This is a genomic window from Parvularcula lutaonensis, assembly GCF_014651915.1.
Lineage (GTDB): Bacteria > Pseudomonadota > Alphaproteobacteria > Caulobacterales > Parvularculaceae > Parvularcula > Parvularcula lutaonensis.
On the sequence record NZ_BMXU01000004.1, the window covers coordinates 1 to 14,056 of the forward strand.

A 14,056-nucleotide genomic window follows, 5' to 3' on the forward strand; every position below is an offset into this window, starting at 1 on the left:
CGAGATGATTTCCTCGGGTTTGTAGCGCTTCGCGCCCATCGCTCTTCTCCTGCAGACAAGCCATTCTTTCACTCAGACTGGCTGCGTTCAAAGGGGACGGGTCAAAGCTGCCAAATCCTGGCGCCGTCTTCCAAGGAAAAACCGGGAAAAAAACCTGAAAAAACCGCTCAGAGCACAATACCCGAAGTGGCCCCCGTAGAACGACAAGTCAAAGCGAGGACGCGTCATAGATGGAAATAAATGACGGGGGCGTCCTTCGTTCAGCGTGTACCTGGCGCTACTGAGCAGATACCTGAAATAGTAACCCGGGCTGGGGGCATCCAATTTCGGCTTGCGTGGGCGGCTTTGCTGGGAGCGCGTACTGCCAGCTGCTCGGTTCTATGTTCTCCTTTGCCCACGGGAGCAGAACATATTCCGCTTCGAGGGGATGGAACATGAAGCGTAAGACTCCGCTGCGATCATAGATCCCCGCCACGACTCCATCAGAAAATCTGGTCCCAGGGAGGTCTGGTCGTCGGATGAATCCAACTCTGTAAGTCGTGGACGGCTTGAGGGTGAAAAGATCCCAAGGCAACGGCGCATCTTCCCACCCGTTCTCTGCCCGTTTCTTAGTGGCTAAGGCCTCAACTTGCTCTTTGGGCGGAACGGCTAAGGTGAAACTGGCTGCATTGAATTGCTCTACGCGCTTCTGCATTTCGTCGCTGAAACCCGACGCGACCATCACGAGGTCTCTCGCTCTGGATGTCCGATAGTTGTTGTCCCAGACGGCCGTCGCTTTCCACGAGAAGGGTACGTCAGAATAACTTTGCAGGACCGACGGGTATTCGCCTTCGTCAAGCCCATCATCAGAGACTGGGTTCTTGTCGGTGCGCATGAAGGCAATTGGTCTCGATATAACACGTGTACCGACAAATCGATCGCCTTGATAGAAATTGAAGACGACAAGCATCTCATCATAGCCCGCGTTAGCGCCGGCAAATCTGAGCATGGGAACAGCGAATTCGAGAGAGATGCCCTGGCCTGGATCGTAAGGTAGGCGCCTCTCGCTCCCCCTCAGCCCCTCTTCGAAAAGGGGAACATCATTCAGATAGGTTTGATATGTAAATGTGGTAGGGGCAACAATGTCGGTGAGCGGTGATAGTTCGATGGACATCAGCATGAAGGGCTCGCTCTTCTGCGTCAGAAGGCGACAGCTCGTCGAGAAGGAAGGAACGATCCACCCTGAACGCTGCTCACTTAAGTCTTTTGAGGTGGTTTGAACTCCCGAATAGAGCTCTCTCTCGTCAAGATCTGTTCGCCTCGTAGATGTCCACCACTCGATCTGAGAGCTCGTTTCGATTCTGCCTCGAAACCCTTGTGCTCGGCTCGGGTAACAGTCTGCATCTCGGTCGATAAGCAGGTATCCAGGAATTCGGTCAATCGATTCACACCACCGGGGCTCTGTGCAGGAGAAGGTTGCTTTTTCAGCTATCCGCCTTTCAGTCCGTAGTAGACAGAGTTTCGTCGCGGTTCGCTCAAGGGCTACGGGGCCGTTGGTTGCAAAGCCTGCAACGTCATCAAAATTGGGTTGTATCCGTGCGCTGAGAACTCCTCCGACCTGAGGCGCACGAAGTCTTATTTTCCCACCGCTAATATGAGCAGTATTCGGACTGCTCAGGGTAAAGACGTTGTCGGCAACCCATGGATGATCTTGAACAAGGCGGAAGGGCGGGTTGCGATCATCCGGAATGAGATTTGCTAGTTCGGGGCTAAAATACTGTAAGACGGACCGGCGTTCGGCCGGAGAGGTAGGTCGGAAGCGGAACTCTGCTTCTAGCCACTCTTCAGGAAGCGCCTCGTCTCCTAACTTCAGCTGCGAGCATTTCTTAGCCTCTGCTTGCGTCGCATCTAGGAGCGATTTTACCCTCGCCAGTGGCGTCATATACTTAAACGAACCGAAATGGGCATCTTGGCTTCGCGCGTAGCCGACAATGCCAGCGACGCCATCGTCGTTGATTACGATGACCGGTGCGCCGCTCAAGCCTTCGGTAAGATCACCCTCCAGCAGCGTCATTTCTTGCAGATAACGACCTGCAACATTCCGGTCACTCCCAGCCGTTCCACGAAAAATTTCCCGCTCACCTCTTCGAGGGTATCCGTACACGAATAGTTCAGTGGATGAATTGAGCTTATCGATACAGATCGGGGACGTCCCGTCTCCGAGCTGATCGATCTTCCAATCTTCGCGATCGATTTCTAGTATGGCGAGATCTGATGCTTTGGCGCGTGCTTCCTCGGCATCGATTAAATCGCTTCTCTCAGCTGCGAACTCCTTTTTATCCGCTCCCTTCGCCTGCGGATTCTTCACGCCGATTCTCGCTTTAATCTCGATAGCGTCCAGGTATTCATTTTTCGGAGGTGGAAGCTCGATAATCGAGTCTTGTCGGCGGGCGCATTTTAGGTCAGTCAGTAGGTGGCGGGCTGTAATGATAAATTGGGAATTCAGAATAAAGCCGCTGCCATAGATGGGCTCGCATCGAACTGTTCCTTCGGGCGTCCTCACCGTGCCATTTACCTCAAGGGCAACCAGGTTTGCTTGGAGCTGCTTTTCTATGAGCAAGCGCTTTTCATCTTGCTGCTGGGCTTCTGCTACGGAGACAGAATACAGCAAGAATGCGACAGTCCAAAGGGCGCGTACAGCCATTTTACTCTCCAAATCTCGTACACGGAGTGTTCCCGGGCGGACAATAGAGCTGTCTTAAAGTACTTTTGTCGAGATCGCTTAGGGTACAGTCAGGCACACCATCCTGAATAGTACACATCTGAAAACGCCCTGGCCGACAGTAGTTCATGAATGAATCAGGGTCGTACTCAGTGAGTGCCTCGATCTCTTCGGCGCTGAACCCGGAAGCGAAAGTTCCACAGGATTGCCCGCCACTTTTCGCACAGAAGGTTTTCTGTAATAGCTGAAGGCATTCGGCCTCTGCAGTCTCGGAGTTTTCGCCTCTTTCTAAACTTGGATGCCCCATCTCATGAAGGAGTCCCACGACGTGTCCGAATTCATGAAGTGCGGAGGATGCTATACACTGGTCAACGTTGGCGTCGTCACGGCAGTTGATAAAGGGCCAGTCCTCGAGCTCGAGCCCAGATTTTCTTTGTAGAGAACGTTGCCAGGCATGGAATGAGAACGCGAGGCGTACGTCAGTTGGGCCGTCTAACTGGCGTCCAACCTCGGCGGTCAGAGTTGATTCCGAGTCGATCACGGCAATGCGCACATCGTACTCAGCATCCGTCTCACAAGGCGGCCAAACAGAATCGAACTTTAGTCGCGTCTCGGCCTCAATAGTCGAGCGAACAACATCCCTAACGATTTTCCGCTTACGGAGTACCTCCGCCCGTTCTTTCCGCGGGCGAGGAAGTGGATCCGCCCAACAGACATCCAGTTCACCGAGCCTGGTGGGCCAAATTGCAGACGATAGCACGACTCCGCGTGGATCCTCTATGATATCATAGCGAGTGTCTCGCTCGTCCGTCTCGCGGGCTGGTGACTGCGCCGAAGCAAAAGCTCCTACGAAGATGCAAAAAGTCGTCTGGACTAACGCGAAAGCGAAGATCTGTTTCATATCCAACCACACCCTGTCTGTGCGTGAGGTACCACCAGCCACCAATCTAGTCCTGCGGCCGTGTAAGGTGCCTTGGCCTCATCAATTGCGTCATTCAGCAATGCAGAAACGGTCGCGCGCTCTGGTGCGGACAGATCTGACTGAAGTGATGACCTGACCTTCGCCACCTTTTCGCAGGCCTGGCGAGCGTTACTTCGTCGCTGGACCCATTGGGGGTCGGTCGGATCATAGGCTCCTTCACCGAAAGTTGCGGCAGCGAGACCCGCCTCGATTTGCGGTCTCGAGACGTCCCTCAGCGTACTGGCTAGCTCCACCGCAGACTGCAGTGCCACGGAGGCATTCGAGGTTTCGGCAACTGTAACTGCGAGTGTGAACGGTTGAGCTTTGCAGGTCCGTAGCGAACACATGGAAAGCAGGCGTTGCTGATCGCCGCCCGATGGGGTGAATATAGGGAGCCAAGGTGCCTTTTCAGAGGCTAAGGCCAGCTTGTCCCGCTCTTCGCCTGGCCTCATTTGATCGATGACCAGTCGGGTTTGTCGTGCTGTGGGATCGGCAGCAGAGTCGAACGAGAAATCAACTATCAGGTCCCGCCGGTTCGCGCGCATCCAGCCGGAGCCTAATGACTTGCGATAATAAATGTACTCAGGCTCCAGGGCGAACACATCCATTGTTTCGCCGGCCACGATCCGCGCTTCGATGTAAACTTTTGGCAGGGAGCCCGAAGGGAGACCGCTAACGTCGAACGCGCCCTCCAATCCAGATAGCGCTGAGCCTGCGAACGCATCGCTCGCCGGGTTCGACGAAGTCTCTCCGCCGACCGCAATTAGTACACAACCAAGCCCATCATTGATTGAGTAAGTGAAAGAGCCATCCACTTCGGTTAGAAAGTAGTCATTGGCCGAGCCCCTTGCTGTGACCTCTGAGGGTCCTGAGATCGCATCGAGCTTCTTGTCGACAAAATTAAAGCCTGAGTCGACGAGCTGAGGGATCAAGATCGGCGCGAGAACTGCCCCCCAGCCAGCGAATTTTTCAGAATCTTCGCTTGCACGGGGAGACTTTAGACAGTCAGACCTGAAAGCGACACTGACAGCGCCAGGAGAGGTGTCCCGCTGGTTTAAGGAGCTACAACTCGAACAGAAAAGTGTCAGGGCCAAGATTAAGAGGACAGATTTGTTTGCTGGGATCATCGATTCGACTCCGCAAATTCTCTGAACATGGCTGCGGGAGCGCTACATAGCTCATCAACTTCTCCGGAAGTGATCGCTTCGTCTGGTATGAGGTGTCGAGGACGCATCGGGATGTATCCGTCGAAGGTATCCCAGGGCAGAGTTCTGCGGCAGATGCCACCACAGAAGGTCGATGATTCTATGAACTCGATCGTGGATGGAGATGTCCAGCGAAGAAACATTCGCACGTGACTCCCCGGCTTGTTCAAAACATCACCGGGTCGCAGCGCCTCTTTGTCGATTGGATCGGCAATTGACCCCAAACTTCTCGTCGAATAGCGCACTCCCTCCCAACCCCAAGCGCGTTGAACGAATCCTGAGCAATCGAGTCCAGCGGAGTAAACGTCGTTGATGGAATTCGTTCGTTCCCGGATTATCATCTCGGTACAAACATCGCCTGCAGGTCGACCAGCCTCGATCTTATCAATGAACTCCCACGGCCAGTCGGCGCCGGCCCACGCGTAAGGAAGCGAGACGAGCAGCTCGTCAGTATAAGACTTAAATCGCTTGGGTCGTGACCAATAAGGTAGCGAACATCTGTCGCTATCCTCACATTTATCTGAAAAAGCCCTCGAGTCGAAACAGAAGTCTGTAGATGGCGAGTAGCTACGCTCAGGCATTTTCCAGGGGAGGTGGAGGTATGTGCACGCGTTCGCTATCACATCCCTGCGGGTGACCCCTTGCTGGGTTGACTGCCGTACGAAACTCTCACGGAGAAGGCTTTTCATCGCTGCAATACGCCTTCGGCTAGATTCCAACCGCTCCGTCTCCGGAACAGCTTGGATATCAGGAGCTATAGATCTTCCTTCGATCTCGGAGAATTCAGCGGGCGGTTCGGCTATCGATTGCGCCTGGCTTTCTGCCGTCGCCTGTTCAGCGACCTTCCGTGGGCTATGCGACCCCGAGCGTCCGAATCTGTTTGGTAGCCATCGCGCCCCCCATCGGATATTGGAGTACCAGGCGGGCTTTACGTGTAGTTTTGTGATGACGACTTCATCGCGGAGTAACTGTAGCGAAAAGACATCTCCGTCAGCAGAGATCGCCACGTTTTGAGTCGGAGTACATAACGGCGACCTCGGAACAAAGAAAAAGGCTATGCCTTTATCAGAACTCTGATCGAGACGGATTACAGTTTGCTCGAGACGGATCTCTGTTGGATGTGGAACCGTTTCGGTAACAAGCAGGTAGGCTCGGCCCCTCGTGTCAAGGCCAAGTCCGCGGAGGCTCTCAATCTTGTGGTCTGAAACAAAGAATGACTGCCGAGAGGCATCATCGTCGAACGTTGTCGTTAAAGCCAGTCCGTAGGCTGAATCACTCTCCCAATCAACGCTGACAAATCTGCCTCGCTCGTCGGAGATCGAAATGAAGCCGTTCGAGAGGATCTGACGTTCGATACTCGGCTCGAAGTCTGCGATCCGCAGGAAAGCACTACCGGTCGATCCGGTCGCTAGGGCGCCAGCGTCAACTCCGAGCAATTTGAATTTGGGCTCCGCCTGCGTCCAGCTTGGCTTCGGCGCACTGACGGCTCCGGCGTCCACATAAATGAGCCTGCCCGGTTGTCCCGTCTCGTATTGTGTCGCCACGAACGCCCCCGAGCCAATGGCCGCAAAAGCGGTGGCGATCTCACCGTTTCTGAGTTCCAGCTCGCGCAACCCTACCGGAGTGCTCCTATTCAACCCAAATGAAGCGACCCGATCGCCTGCACTGTCGAAGATTACCGACTGTCCGTTTCGGGCGATGTCTAAACCGAGCGGGCAGACCACCCCTTCGTCGGCCTTCAGAAGACCAACGTCCACGACAAGGAATGCATCTGTGGTGGAGTCCTGCGAGAGGTTTGTGGGAAAGCTGCGAACGTCTGAGAACTCATTGAAGAGAATGGTGAAATATGCAAGCGCAGCAATAACCGGTACGAAAAAACCCACAATGCGCATTGTCTCGCCCCCGCAAGTTTGCATCAGCACCTTACGAGTACTGTCAGTCGACAAAAGCCCTGGGTGCAGTTAGCGTCTGGAGAAATCCGTTGAGTATCCCGATCAGACGTTAGAGCGCGGTTGTTTTCGATCGGCCGTCACGTTCCATAACCGCGGAACTCGATACTAGAAACATGGGTACTGAGGCGGGTAACGTGTCGTAGAGGGTTAGAATATTTGTCGTATAATCAGAGGGTAGGCGTCGAAGTTAGAATCCGCCCTTGGCACCACTTTCTCGTTTTGTCGTTTCGTCCGATGCGCTGCGCTTGGGTTTTCTCCGCCGGGCCGGCGGGGCTCGGCGCATGGCGGGCTAGGCCTTTCCAAGGGCGTCCTTGTCCTGGTCTGCGGCCTTCTGCATGACCATGCGAAGGGCCGGGTTGGGGAACCTGCGTGACATGGTGATCGCGTAGAAGGCCTCCGTGAGGCCGGGCAGGTCGAGAACGTCAATCAGGCGACCCGAAGCGAGTTCGTCCTTCACGACGATGGGCGGAACAACGGCGAGGGCGACCTCTTCACGCGCGAGGACCCGGAGCAGGGCCATGTCATCGACCTCTGCGAAGATGTTCGGCTTGATCCCCAAGCGCTCCACCAGCCCGTCGAACCCGATCCTGATGCTGCTGTCCTTGGACGGAACGATCAGCCGCTCTTCTGAAAGGAGACGTTCGAGACTTCGCCTTCCCCGGCGAAAGCCGGCAGGAGCGACGAGGCTGACCTGTTGCTCAGCAAGCGGATGGACAATCCACGGACTCTCCCCCGTCCGCGCGGGGATTTGATCCGTCAGCGCAACGTCCAGCTTCTGCGCGATCAGGAGAGAGACCAGCTCGTCAAGGCTCCCCGAACGGATCGAGAGAAAGATGTCCTCTTCGCCGATGAGAGGTCGCAGGAACTGCATCTGGAAGTTCCGTGACAGGGTGGAGAGCGCGCCCACACGGAGGATCTTCGCCTGTGATTCGTTGCGCTGCAGGAGCGTGTCGAGAAGCTCCTCTCCGGTGGAAAAGATCACGTCCGCATGGTCAAGGGCTATCGCGCCTGCCTCGGTCAGGACCAGCTGTTTTCCTTTCCGCTCAAAGAGCTTCTGGCCGAGGCGTTCCTCAAGCTTCTTGATCTGGAAGGACAGCGCCGACTGGGAGACATTGAGCTTCTGTGCCGTCCGGGTGAGGTTGCCATCATGGGCGACGGCCCAGAAGTAACGCAGGTGGTGGTAGTTGAGCGTCGTCATCGGCCTTCGCGAAAAAAGAACAATATCATCGTCACATTGAATTATATTGATTGAGCAAGCGCAGGTAAATCCCTCCCCGCACTGAGCGGAGTGGATATGAACCAAGCGATACTGGAACTGGCCCCCGCATTCACCGGGGCCTGCTTTTTTCTTGCGGCCCTCGGGATCTGGAGGTTTGGCGGGAGTGGCCGGGACGCTCGCCTGGCTGTCGCGGCGTCGATAGCCGCGCTGGCCGGCGCTTTGCTGACAGGGTTCGCTGCCTTCTCCGGCCCACCGGGAGGGTCGACGGTGCTGGCAGGCCTCTATCTTGCCGACCCGTTGAGCGCAGGGCTCCTGCTGCTGGTCGGTGTGCTTGCCCTTGTCATCCTGCGTTTCTCGATAAACTATCTCGATGGCGATCCGCGCAGGCGTTTGTTCCTCACACGGATGTCGCTTGCCCTCGCCGCGGTGGCTACCCTCGTCAGCACCAACCACTTGACGATTCTCGTCCTCGCATGGATTGGCGCGAGCGCCGCCCTGCACAGCCTCTTGCTGTTCCACAGGGACAGGCCGCGTGCGATCGTTGCAGCACGGAAGAAGATGTTCTTTGCCCGCCTTGGAGATCTCTGGCTCCTCTCCGGGGCAGCCCTGATTGCGTTGGAATTCGGCTCGTTCCGTATCAGCACGATCCTTTCTTCCGCTTCCGCTGCGCCGGACGGGTCGCTCATCACCGGTATCGCCTGCTTCTTCCTCGTCGGTGCTGCCGCACTCAAATGTGCCCAGTTTCCCAGTCATGGTTGGCTGACAGAGGTGATGGAGACTCCGACGCCGGTCTCGGCGCTGCTTCATGCCGGGATCGTCAATGCCGGAGGGTTCCTGCTGATCCGGTTTGCCGATGTGCTGGTGCTCAACCCTGTTGCCATGAATGCCCTGGTTGTCATCGGAGGCTTTTCAGCCCTGTTCGGTACGATCTGTATGCTGACGCAAACCAGCGTGAAGGTGAGCCTTGGCTATTCTACGATAGCCCAAATGGGTTTCATGCTCCTGCAGATCGGGCTTGGGGTGTTCAGCGCCGCCGCGCTCCATCTTGTTGCGCATTCGCTTTACAAAGCGCATGCCTTCCTCTCTTCGGGCAGGGCAGTCCTGGCGGTCGCATCGCGCCAGCCCTCAAGCCCTGCGAGGCCGATCACCGTGCTTTTCGGACTGGCTGCGGCCGGAGCGGTCTATGCCGGCATCGGGGCAGCGCTCGACGGAACCGTCGCCAAGACCCCGGCCATCATGGCGCTGGGTGCGATCTTCATGGCCGGGCTCTCCGTCTACCTCATTCGCAGCGCGCGGGGGCCCGGCACGTTCGTGGTCGGTCTCCTCATCAGCGCCGCAGCCTCGCTTTCCTATTTCCTGCTGCAGGTTGGCGCCGCCGCGCTTCTCGCCGGTGTCGTGCCCGCACCTCGGGAGCCGGGCCTCTTTGCGGGCATTCTGATGGCCCTTGTGGTGGCGTCCTTCGTGGCGGTCGCCCTCTTCCAGTCGGGCGCCTTCTCGGCAGCAAAGAGATTGAACGAGCGCGCTTATGTGCACCTCGCTCGCGGGCTCTACGCGAATGCCCTCAACGACCGCGCAATCGGTTCCCTTCGCCTCAAACGCGCCGCCTGACGGCCTGGAGACCTCGTCATGACCATCGTCGATTTTGCAGATCCCGGAGTATTGGCGAGCGACAAGGAGCTCCGCCAAGCTGCGCTATCCGCATGCGAACTGATCGCGCCGATATGGCCACTGAAGGATTTCGTGGCCGTCAACCCGATGCAGGGTATGTCCTCGACGGCCTTCTCCAAGGCGAACAGGGCGGTCCGCCGTGCAAATGGGCAGAGCCTGCTGATGCCGCGTTCCTATTACCGGGATGCGTTCGCCGAAGGCGTTTTCACGCTGGACGATATCGAAGCGGCAATCGGCGAGCTGGGCATGTCCGGCCGGATCAGCCCCGAAGAGGCTGTCGGGGAGCTATCCAAGGAACGGGCCGAGCGCGATGACCGGGTGCTGCCAAGCTTTGCTGACCTGATATCGGATCTGTCGGGACAAGACTGGGCGTCCTTCGTGGTCGACCAGATTTCCTTCTGGGCGGCCGGGTACTTCGATCAGGGACAGGCGCTATGGCGTTATCCGTGGGCTGATCGGACCCCTTACGCCGCGTGGCGCGCCCAGGCATCGATTGACCGCTCACCGGAGCTGCTGGGTCTTCACGGGTTTCGTGCCGAGGTTGCGATCCTCCCGTCAGAACCCCTGGCAACACTGAAACTGGTGGTCACGATACTGAATATTCCCGAGGAGAGCCGGGCGGCCTATTTCCATCGCCTGCTCTCGACTGTCGCTGGCTGGGCCGGGCATATGCGTTATCGAGGCTGGGGCGATGAGCTGAAGGGCGGGAAGCCCGACCAGCTCATGGATCTCCTCGCCATTCGCGCTGCCTTTGACCTGTGCCTTTTCAACTGCCTGCGTGCGAAAGAGCCCGATGTGGAATGGGCGCAATCCATCAGCGAAGCCTATTCGGAGAAAGCCGACGAAAGGACCGAGGAGGTCGACCTTCTCGCCCACCGCGCGCTCGAGCGAGCCTACCAAAGGCGTCTCGTCAGGGATCTTCATGGAGCTTCACGCATTGCGTCGCTCAAACCCCAAAAAGAGCGGCCCTCGGCGCAGGCTGTGTTCTGCATCGACGTGCGCTCCGAACGTTTCCGTAGGGCACTCGAGGCCGCCGACCCGACGATCGAGACCCTGGGGTTCGCGGGGTTCTTCGGCCTTCCACTGGCCGTTGAAGATCCGGTCTCCGGAGAGGTGCAGGCCCAGTGCCCCGTCCTGCTCGAGCCCCGCTACACGGTGGAAGTGGTGGAGGGCGGCAACGCCGCGCTCCTCCAGCTGCGCCGGTCTGCCCTTGGCGCGTGGAAGCATTTCAAGAACGCGGCGGTGGCGTCGTTCTCCTTCGTGGAGGCGATGGGTGTCGGTTTCGCCTCCGCCCTCGCACGGGACAGCATCCTTCTGCCGAGTGACCGGAAGAGGAAGCCGGCCAGTCTTTCCGTTGATCCGTATGGGGTGGATCCGGTGCATGGTATCCCGCTCGATGACCGGATTGCGCTTGCCGAAGCGATGATCTCAGGAATGGCGCTCGGCCCCGACCCTGCGCGTATCGTCCTGCTTGCTGGCCATGGTGCAACGGTAACCAACAATCCGTATGCCGCTGGCCTCGATTGCGGGGCCTGCGGTGGCCATGCCGGCGATAGCAATGCGAGGGTCGCGGCTGCCGTGCTAAACGATGCCCGTGTCCGGCGTGCGCTGGCCGATCGGGACAGGGGCCTTCCCGAGGATACCGTCTTTGTCGCAGCGCTGCATGATACCGTCACCGATGACGTCACGATCCTCGACCTGGACGCTGTTCCGGAGAGCCACGCGCAGGATCTCGCCATGCTTCGCCGGAACCTTGTCGATGCCGGGCGGATGACACGCCGGGAGCGTGCCGCCGAGCTTGGCCTTCCGGTGGGGAAGGACACGGACCGGATGATGGCTGCAAGGAGCCGCGACTGGTCGCAGATACGCCCGGAATGGGGCCTAGCGGGCTGTGCCGCTTTCATCGCGGCGCCGCGCAAGAGAAGCAGGGGGATCGATCTCGAAGGCAGGGCATTCCTGCATTCCTATGAATGGCGGACGGATACGGACAATTCCGTGCTCGAGCTCATCATGACCGCGCCGCTGGTGGTCGCGAGCTGGATCAACCTGCAATACTATGCCTCGACCGTGAACAACGAGGCCTTCGGCAGCGGCGACAAGACATTGCATAATGTCGTCGGCGGAGTCGGCGTTCTTGAAGGCAATGCCGGTGATCTGCGCGGTGGCCTGCCGCTCCAGTCCGTCCACACCGGAACGGCTTTCTACCACCAGCCCCTCCGGCTCACCGCGGTCATCGAGGCACCAATCGCGAGAATCGACGCTGTTCTGGCCAAGCACCAGCACGTGGCCGACCTGTTCGACAATCAGTGGCTGACCCTGATCGCCATCGAAGACGAGGGCTGGAGCTTCCGCCGATATGTTGGACATGGCTCATGGAGCGACGCCTCGCCCTTGGCCGAGGCCGGCACGGAGAGGGATGCGGCATGACACTGTCCCGACGCCTGCTCGAGCTGGAAAGCGAGGCGATCCACATCATCAGGGACGGCGTAGCGGAGGCCGAGAATCCGGTGGTCCTGTTCTCGGCAGGCAAGGACTCCACGGTCCTCGCGCACCTCGTTGTCCGGGCGTTCTGGCCCGCCCCGCCGCCGGTTCCGCTGCTTCATATCGACAGCACCTGGGAGTTCGGCGAGTTGCTCGCATTCCGAGACCGCTTCGCCTCGGAACACGGCTTCGAGCTGATTGTGCATCACAACCGGGACGGCCTGGCCAAGGGCCTCAATCCGTTCGATCACGGGGACGTCTATACGACCATGATGCGCACCGAGGCCCTCAAGCAGGCTCTCGATGACGGACGGTATGACGTGATCTTCGGCGGTGCCCGTCGCGACGAGGAGGCCTCGCGCGCGAAGGAGCGGATTGTCTCTGTCCGCAGCGAGGGCCATGGCTGGGAGCCTCGAAATCAGCGTCCGGAGCTTTGGTCGATCTTCAACTGGAAGCTCAGGCCCGGAGAAACGATCCGGGCCTTCCCGATCTCAAACTGGACCGAAGAGGACCTCTGGACCTACATCACGGCACGGAACATAGAGCTAGCACCGCTCTACTACGCCGCCGACCGTGCTGTCGTCGAGCGTGATGGTGCACTGATCGTCGTCGATGATGACGCACGGATGCGTTGGTACGGTGGAGAGAAGCCGCGCAGCGAGACGGTGCGGTTCCGTTCGCTCGGGTGCTGGCCCGTGACGGGGGCGATCGCTTCGAAGGCGAAGACCAATGCCGAAATCGCCTATGAGACCCTGAGGGCCTCGGTATCGGAAAGGCGTGGGCGGGTCAGCGATTCAGGGTCGCTCGAGGCGCAGAAGCGCAACGGGTATTTCTAGGCGATGCCGGCCTTTCCTATCCGACGAGGGTCAATGCAGGACGAGCCTGCGCGTCTGTTTCCGCACCCTCATAGGCGCGAGGCTCGAGTTGGCGGGGGGCGTGACCGATCCGGTCAATCATCTCACTGATAAATCGCCGCTCGGAGACCTGAAGTGCGCAGGGCGATGCCGAGGGCATGCCATCCGTACAAAAACGGTCCTCTAGGGTCTTGAGAAGGGCATTGTGCAGGAGACACGCCGCACGGACCTGCCCGAGGTGCAGCAGCGCGTCAATCAGTGCCCGCAGCGTCGCTCCGATGGACCCCTGGCCGTCATCGGTCAGGGCGCTGGCGAGGAAGCCATTCGCCGAGACGCCTGTTCGCGCGACGAACGGGCCGAGACCATAGCGGCCCACGATCATCGCGATGAGGACTTCGACGGTGGGCTCTTCGCCAATCACGATGCCCGCCGCGATGTCCTCGGAGGCCAGGAGCCTTGCGCAGTCAGCGGCTTGATGGTTGGCGATCGCTCTCTCGTCCGTGCACGATGATAGCCACGCGCGAGCCGCCGGATCCCGGAGGATCGTGTGAAGGCGCGCCTCCGGCTGGGCGACCAGGGCGAGTGACAATGCGCGCTCCAGCGCGTGCTCGTCGAATGACCGGAGGCTGATGAATGAAAGCTTGATGCCCCGGCCGGACGCAGACGCGATGCCCGGCAGGCCTTCGGCCGTCGTGACCGAGACCTCGGCGCGCGCGTGCTGGGATGCGCTCCGCCAGACGCGCCCGGAACCTTCCGTCGTGAGATCGGCCGCTGGGGCACCGATCGCGCTCAGCAGGCGGGGAAGGGAGTCCTGGAGGTCGGCCGTTGCACCCTCGAGCTTCAGGACGGCAGCGCCGCTCCGACCACCATCGATGATACGGAAAGGACGGGGCTTGCGCATGTCTTGGCCTCGGTGCTGCTCAGCGAGCGGCATAGCGCCGGTAATCCGATCGAAAAAATACAATGCAGCGAAGGAAACATTCGTTTGAGAAGAACGCCGTGGCGGGCATGTCCA

8 protein-coding genes are annotated in these 14,056 nt (G+C 58.7%); 3 read left to right on the forward strand and 5 right to left on the reverse strand.

The features are described 5' to 3' along the window. Positions 1-277: 277 nt before the first annotated feature. The 4 genes from IE053_RS13990 to IE053_RS14005 form a co-directional block, all read right to left on the reverse strand. Entirely contained in the window at positions 278-2,683 is a 2,406-nt protein-coding gene (locus IE053_RS13990; RefSeq protein WP_189577181.1) for a S1 family peptidase, read from the reverse strand. Positions 2,684-3,598: 915 nt separating this feature from the next. Further along, positions 3,599-4,594, reverse strand: a complete 996-nt coding sequence (locus IE053_RS13995) for a hypothetical protein (protein WP_189577183.1) — start codon at positions 4,592-4,594, stop codon at positions 3,599-3,601. 191 nt (positions 4,595-4,785) lie between these two features. Then, positions 4,786-6,759, reverse strand: coding sequence for an NlpC/P60 family protein (locus IE053_RS14000; RefSeq protein WP_189577185.1), 1,974 nt, complete (start codon positions 6,757-6,759; stop codon positions 4,786-4,788). Positions 6,760-7,108: 349 nt separating this feature from the next. After that, on the reverse strand, positions 7,109-8,017 hold the full coding sequence (locus IE053_RS14005) for a LysR family transcriptional regulator (RefSeq protein WP_189577187.1): 909 nt from the start codon (positions 8,015-8,017) through the stop codon (positions 7,109-7,111). Positions 8,018-8,113: 96 nt separating this feature from the next. Between IE053_RS14005 and IE053_RS14010 the strand changes: the two genes are divergently transcribed. Genes IE053_RS14010 through cysD form a run of 3 tightly spaced genes read left to right on the forward strand, consistent with a single transcriptional unit; the run spans position 8,114 to position 13,023 of the window. Next, positions 8,114-9,646 (forward strand): proton-conducting transporter transmembrane domain-containing protein, encoded by a 1,533-nt coding sequence (locus tag IE053_RS14010; RefSeq protein ID WP_189577189.1) that lies wholly within the window; start codon positions 8,114-8,116, stop codon positions 9,644-9,646. A gap of 18 nt (positions 9,647-9,664) precedes the next feature. Further along, positions 9,665-12,133 (forward strand): YbcC family protein, encoded by a 2,469-nt coding sequence (locus tag IE053_RS14015; RefSeq protein WP_189577191.1) that lies wholly within the window; start codon positions 9,665-9,667, stop codon positions 12,131-12,133. Then, complete coding sequence (gene cysD, locus IE053_RS14020) at positions 12,130-13,023, forward strand: sulfate adenylyltransferase subunit CysD (RefSeq protein ID WP_189577193.1); 894 nt, start codon at positions 12,130-12,132, stop codon at positions 13,021-13,023. The genes IE053_RS14015 and cysD overlap by 4 nt, the downstream gene beginning before the upstream one ends. A gap of 16 nt (positions 13,024-13,039) precedes the next feature. Here cysD and IE053_RS14025 read toward each other — a convergent pair whose 3' ends face one another. Continuing rightward, positions 13,040-13,942, reverse strand: a complete 903-nt coding sequence (locus IE053_RS14025) for a hypothetical protein (RefSeq protein WP_189577195.1) — start codon at positions 13,940-13,942, stop codon at positions 13,040-13,042. Positions 13,943-14,056 lie beyond the last annotated feature (114 nt).

Excerpts from the sequence above, each read along its gene's own strand:
- IE053_RS13990 (WP_189577181.1), bottom strand. The coding sequence starts at position 2,683 with ATGGCTGTACGCGCCCTTTGGACTGTCGCATTCTTGCTGTATTCTGTC.
- IE053_RS14000 (WP_189577185.1), bottom strand. The coding sequence starts at position 6,759 with ATGCGCATTGTGGGTTTTTTCGTACCGGTTATTGCTGCGCTTGCATAT.
- IE053_RS14005 (WP_189577187.1), bottom strand. The coding sequence starts at position 8,017 with ATGACGACGCTCAACTACCACCACCTGCGTTACTTCTGGGCCGTCGCC.
- IE053_RS14010 (WP_189577189.1), top strand. The coding sequence starts at position 8,114 with ATGAACCAAGCGATACTGGAACTGGCCCCCGCATTCACCGGGGCCTGC.
- IE053_RS14015 (WP_189577191.1), top strand. The coding sequence starts at position 9,665 with ATGACCATCGTCGATTTTGCAGATCCCGGAGTATTGGCGAGCGACAAG.
- cysD (WP_189577193.1), top strand. The coding sequence starts at position 12,130 with ATGACACTGTCCCGACGCCTGCTCGAGCTGGAAAGCGAGGCGATCCAC.
- IE053_RS14025 (WP_189577195.1), bottom strand. The coding sequence starts at position 13,942 with ATGCGCAAGCCCCGTCCTTTCCGTATCATCGATGGTGGTCGGAGCGGC.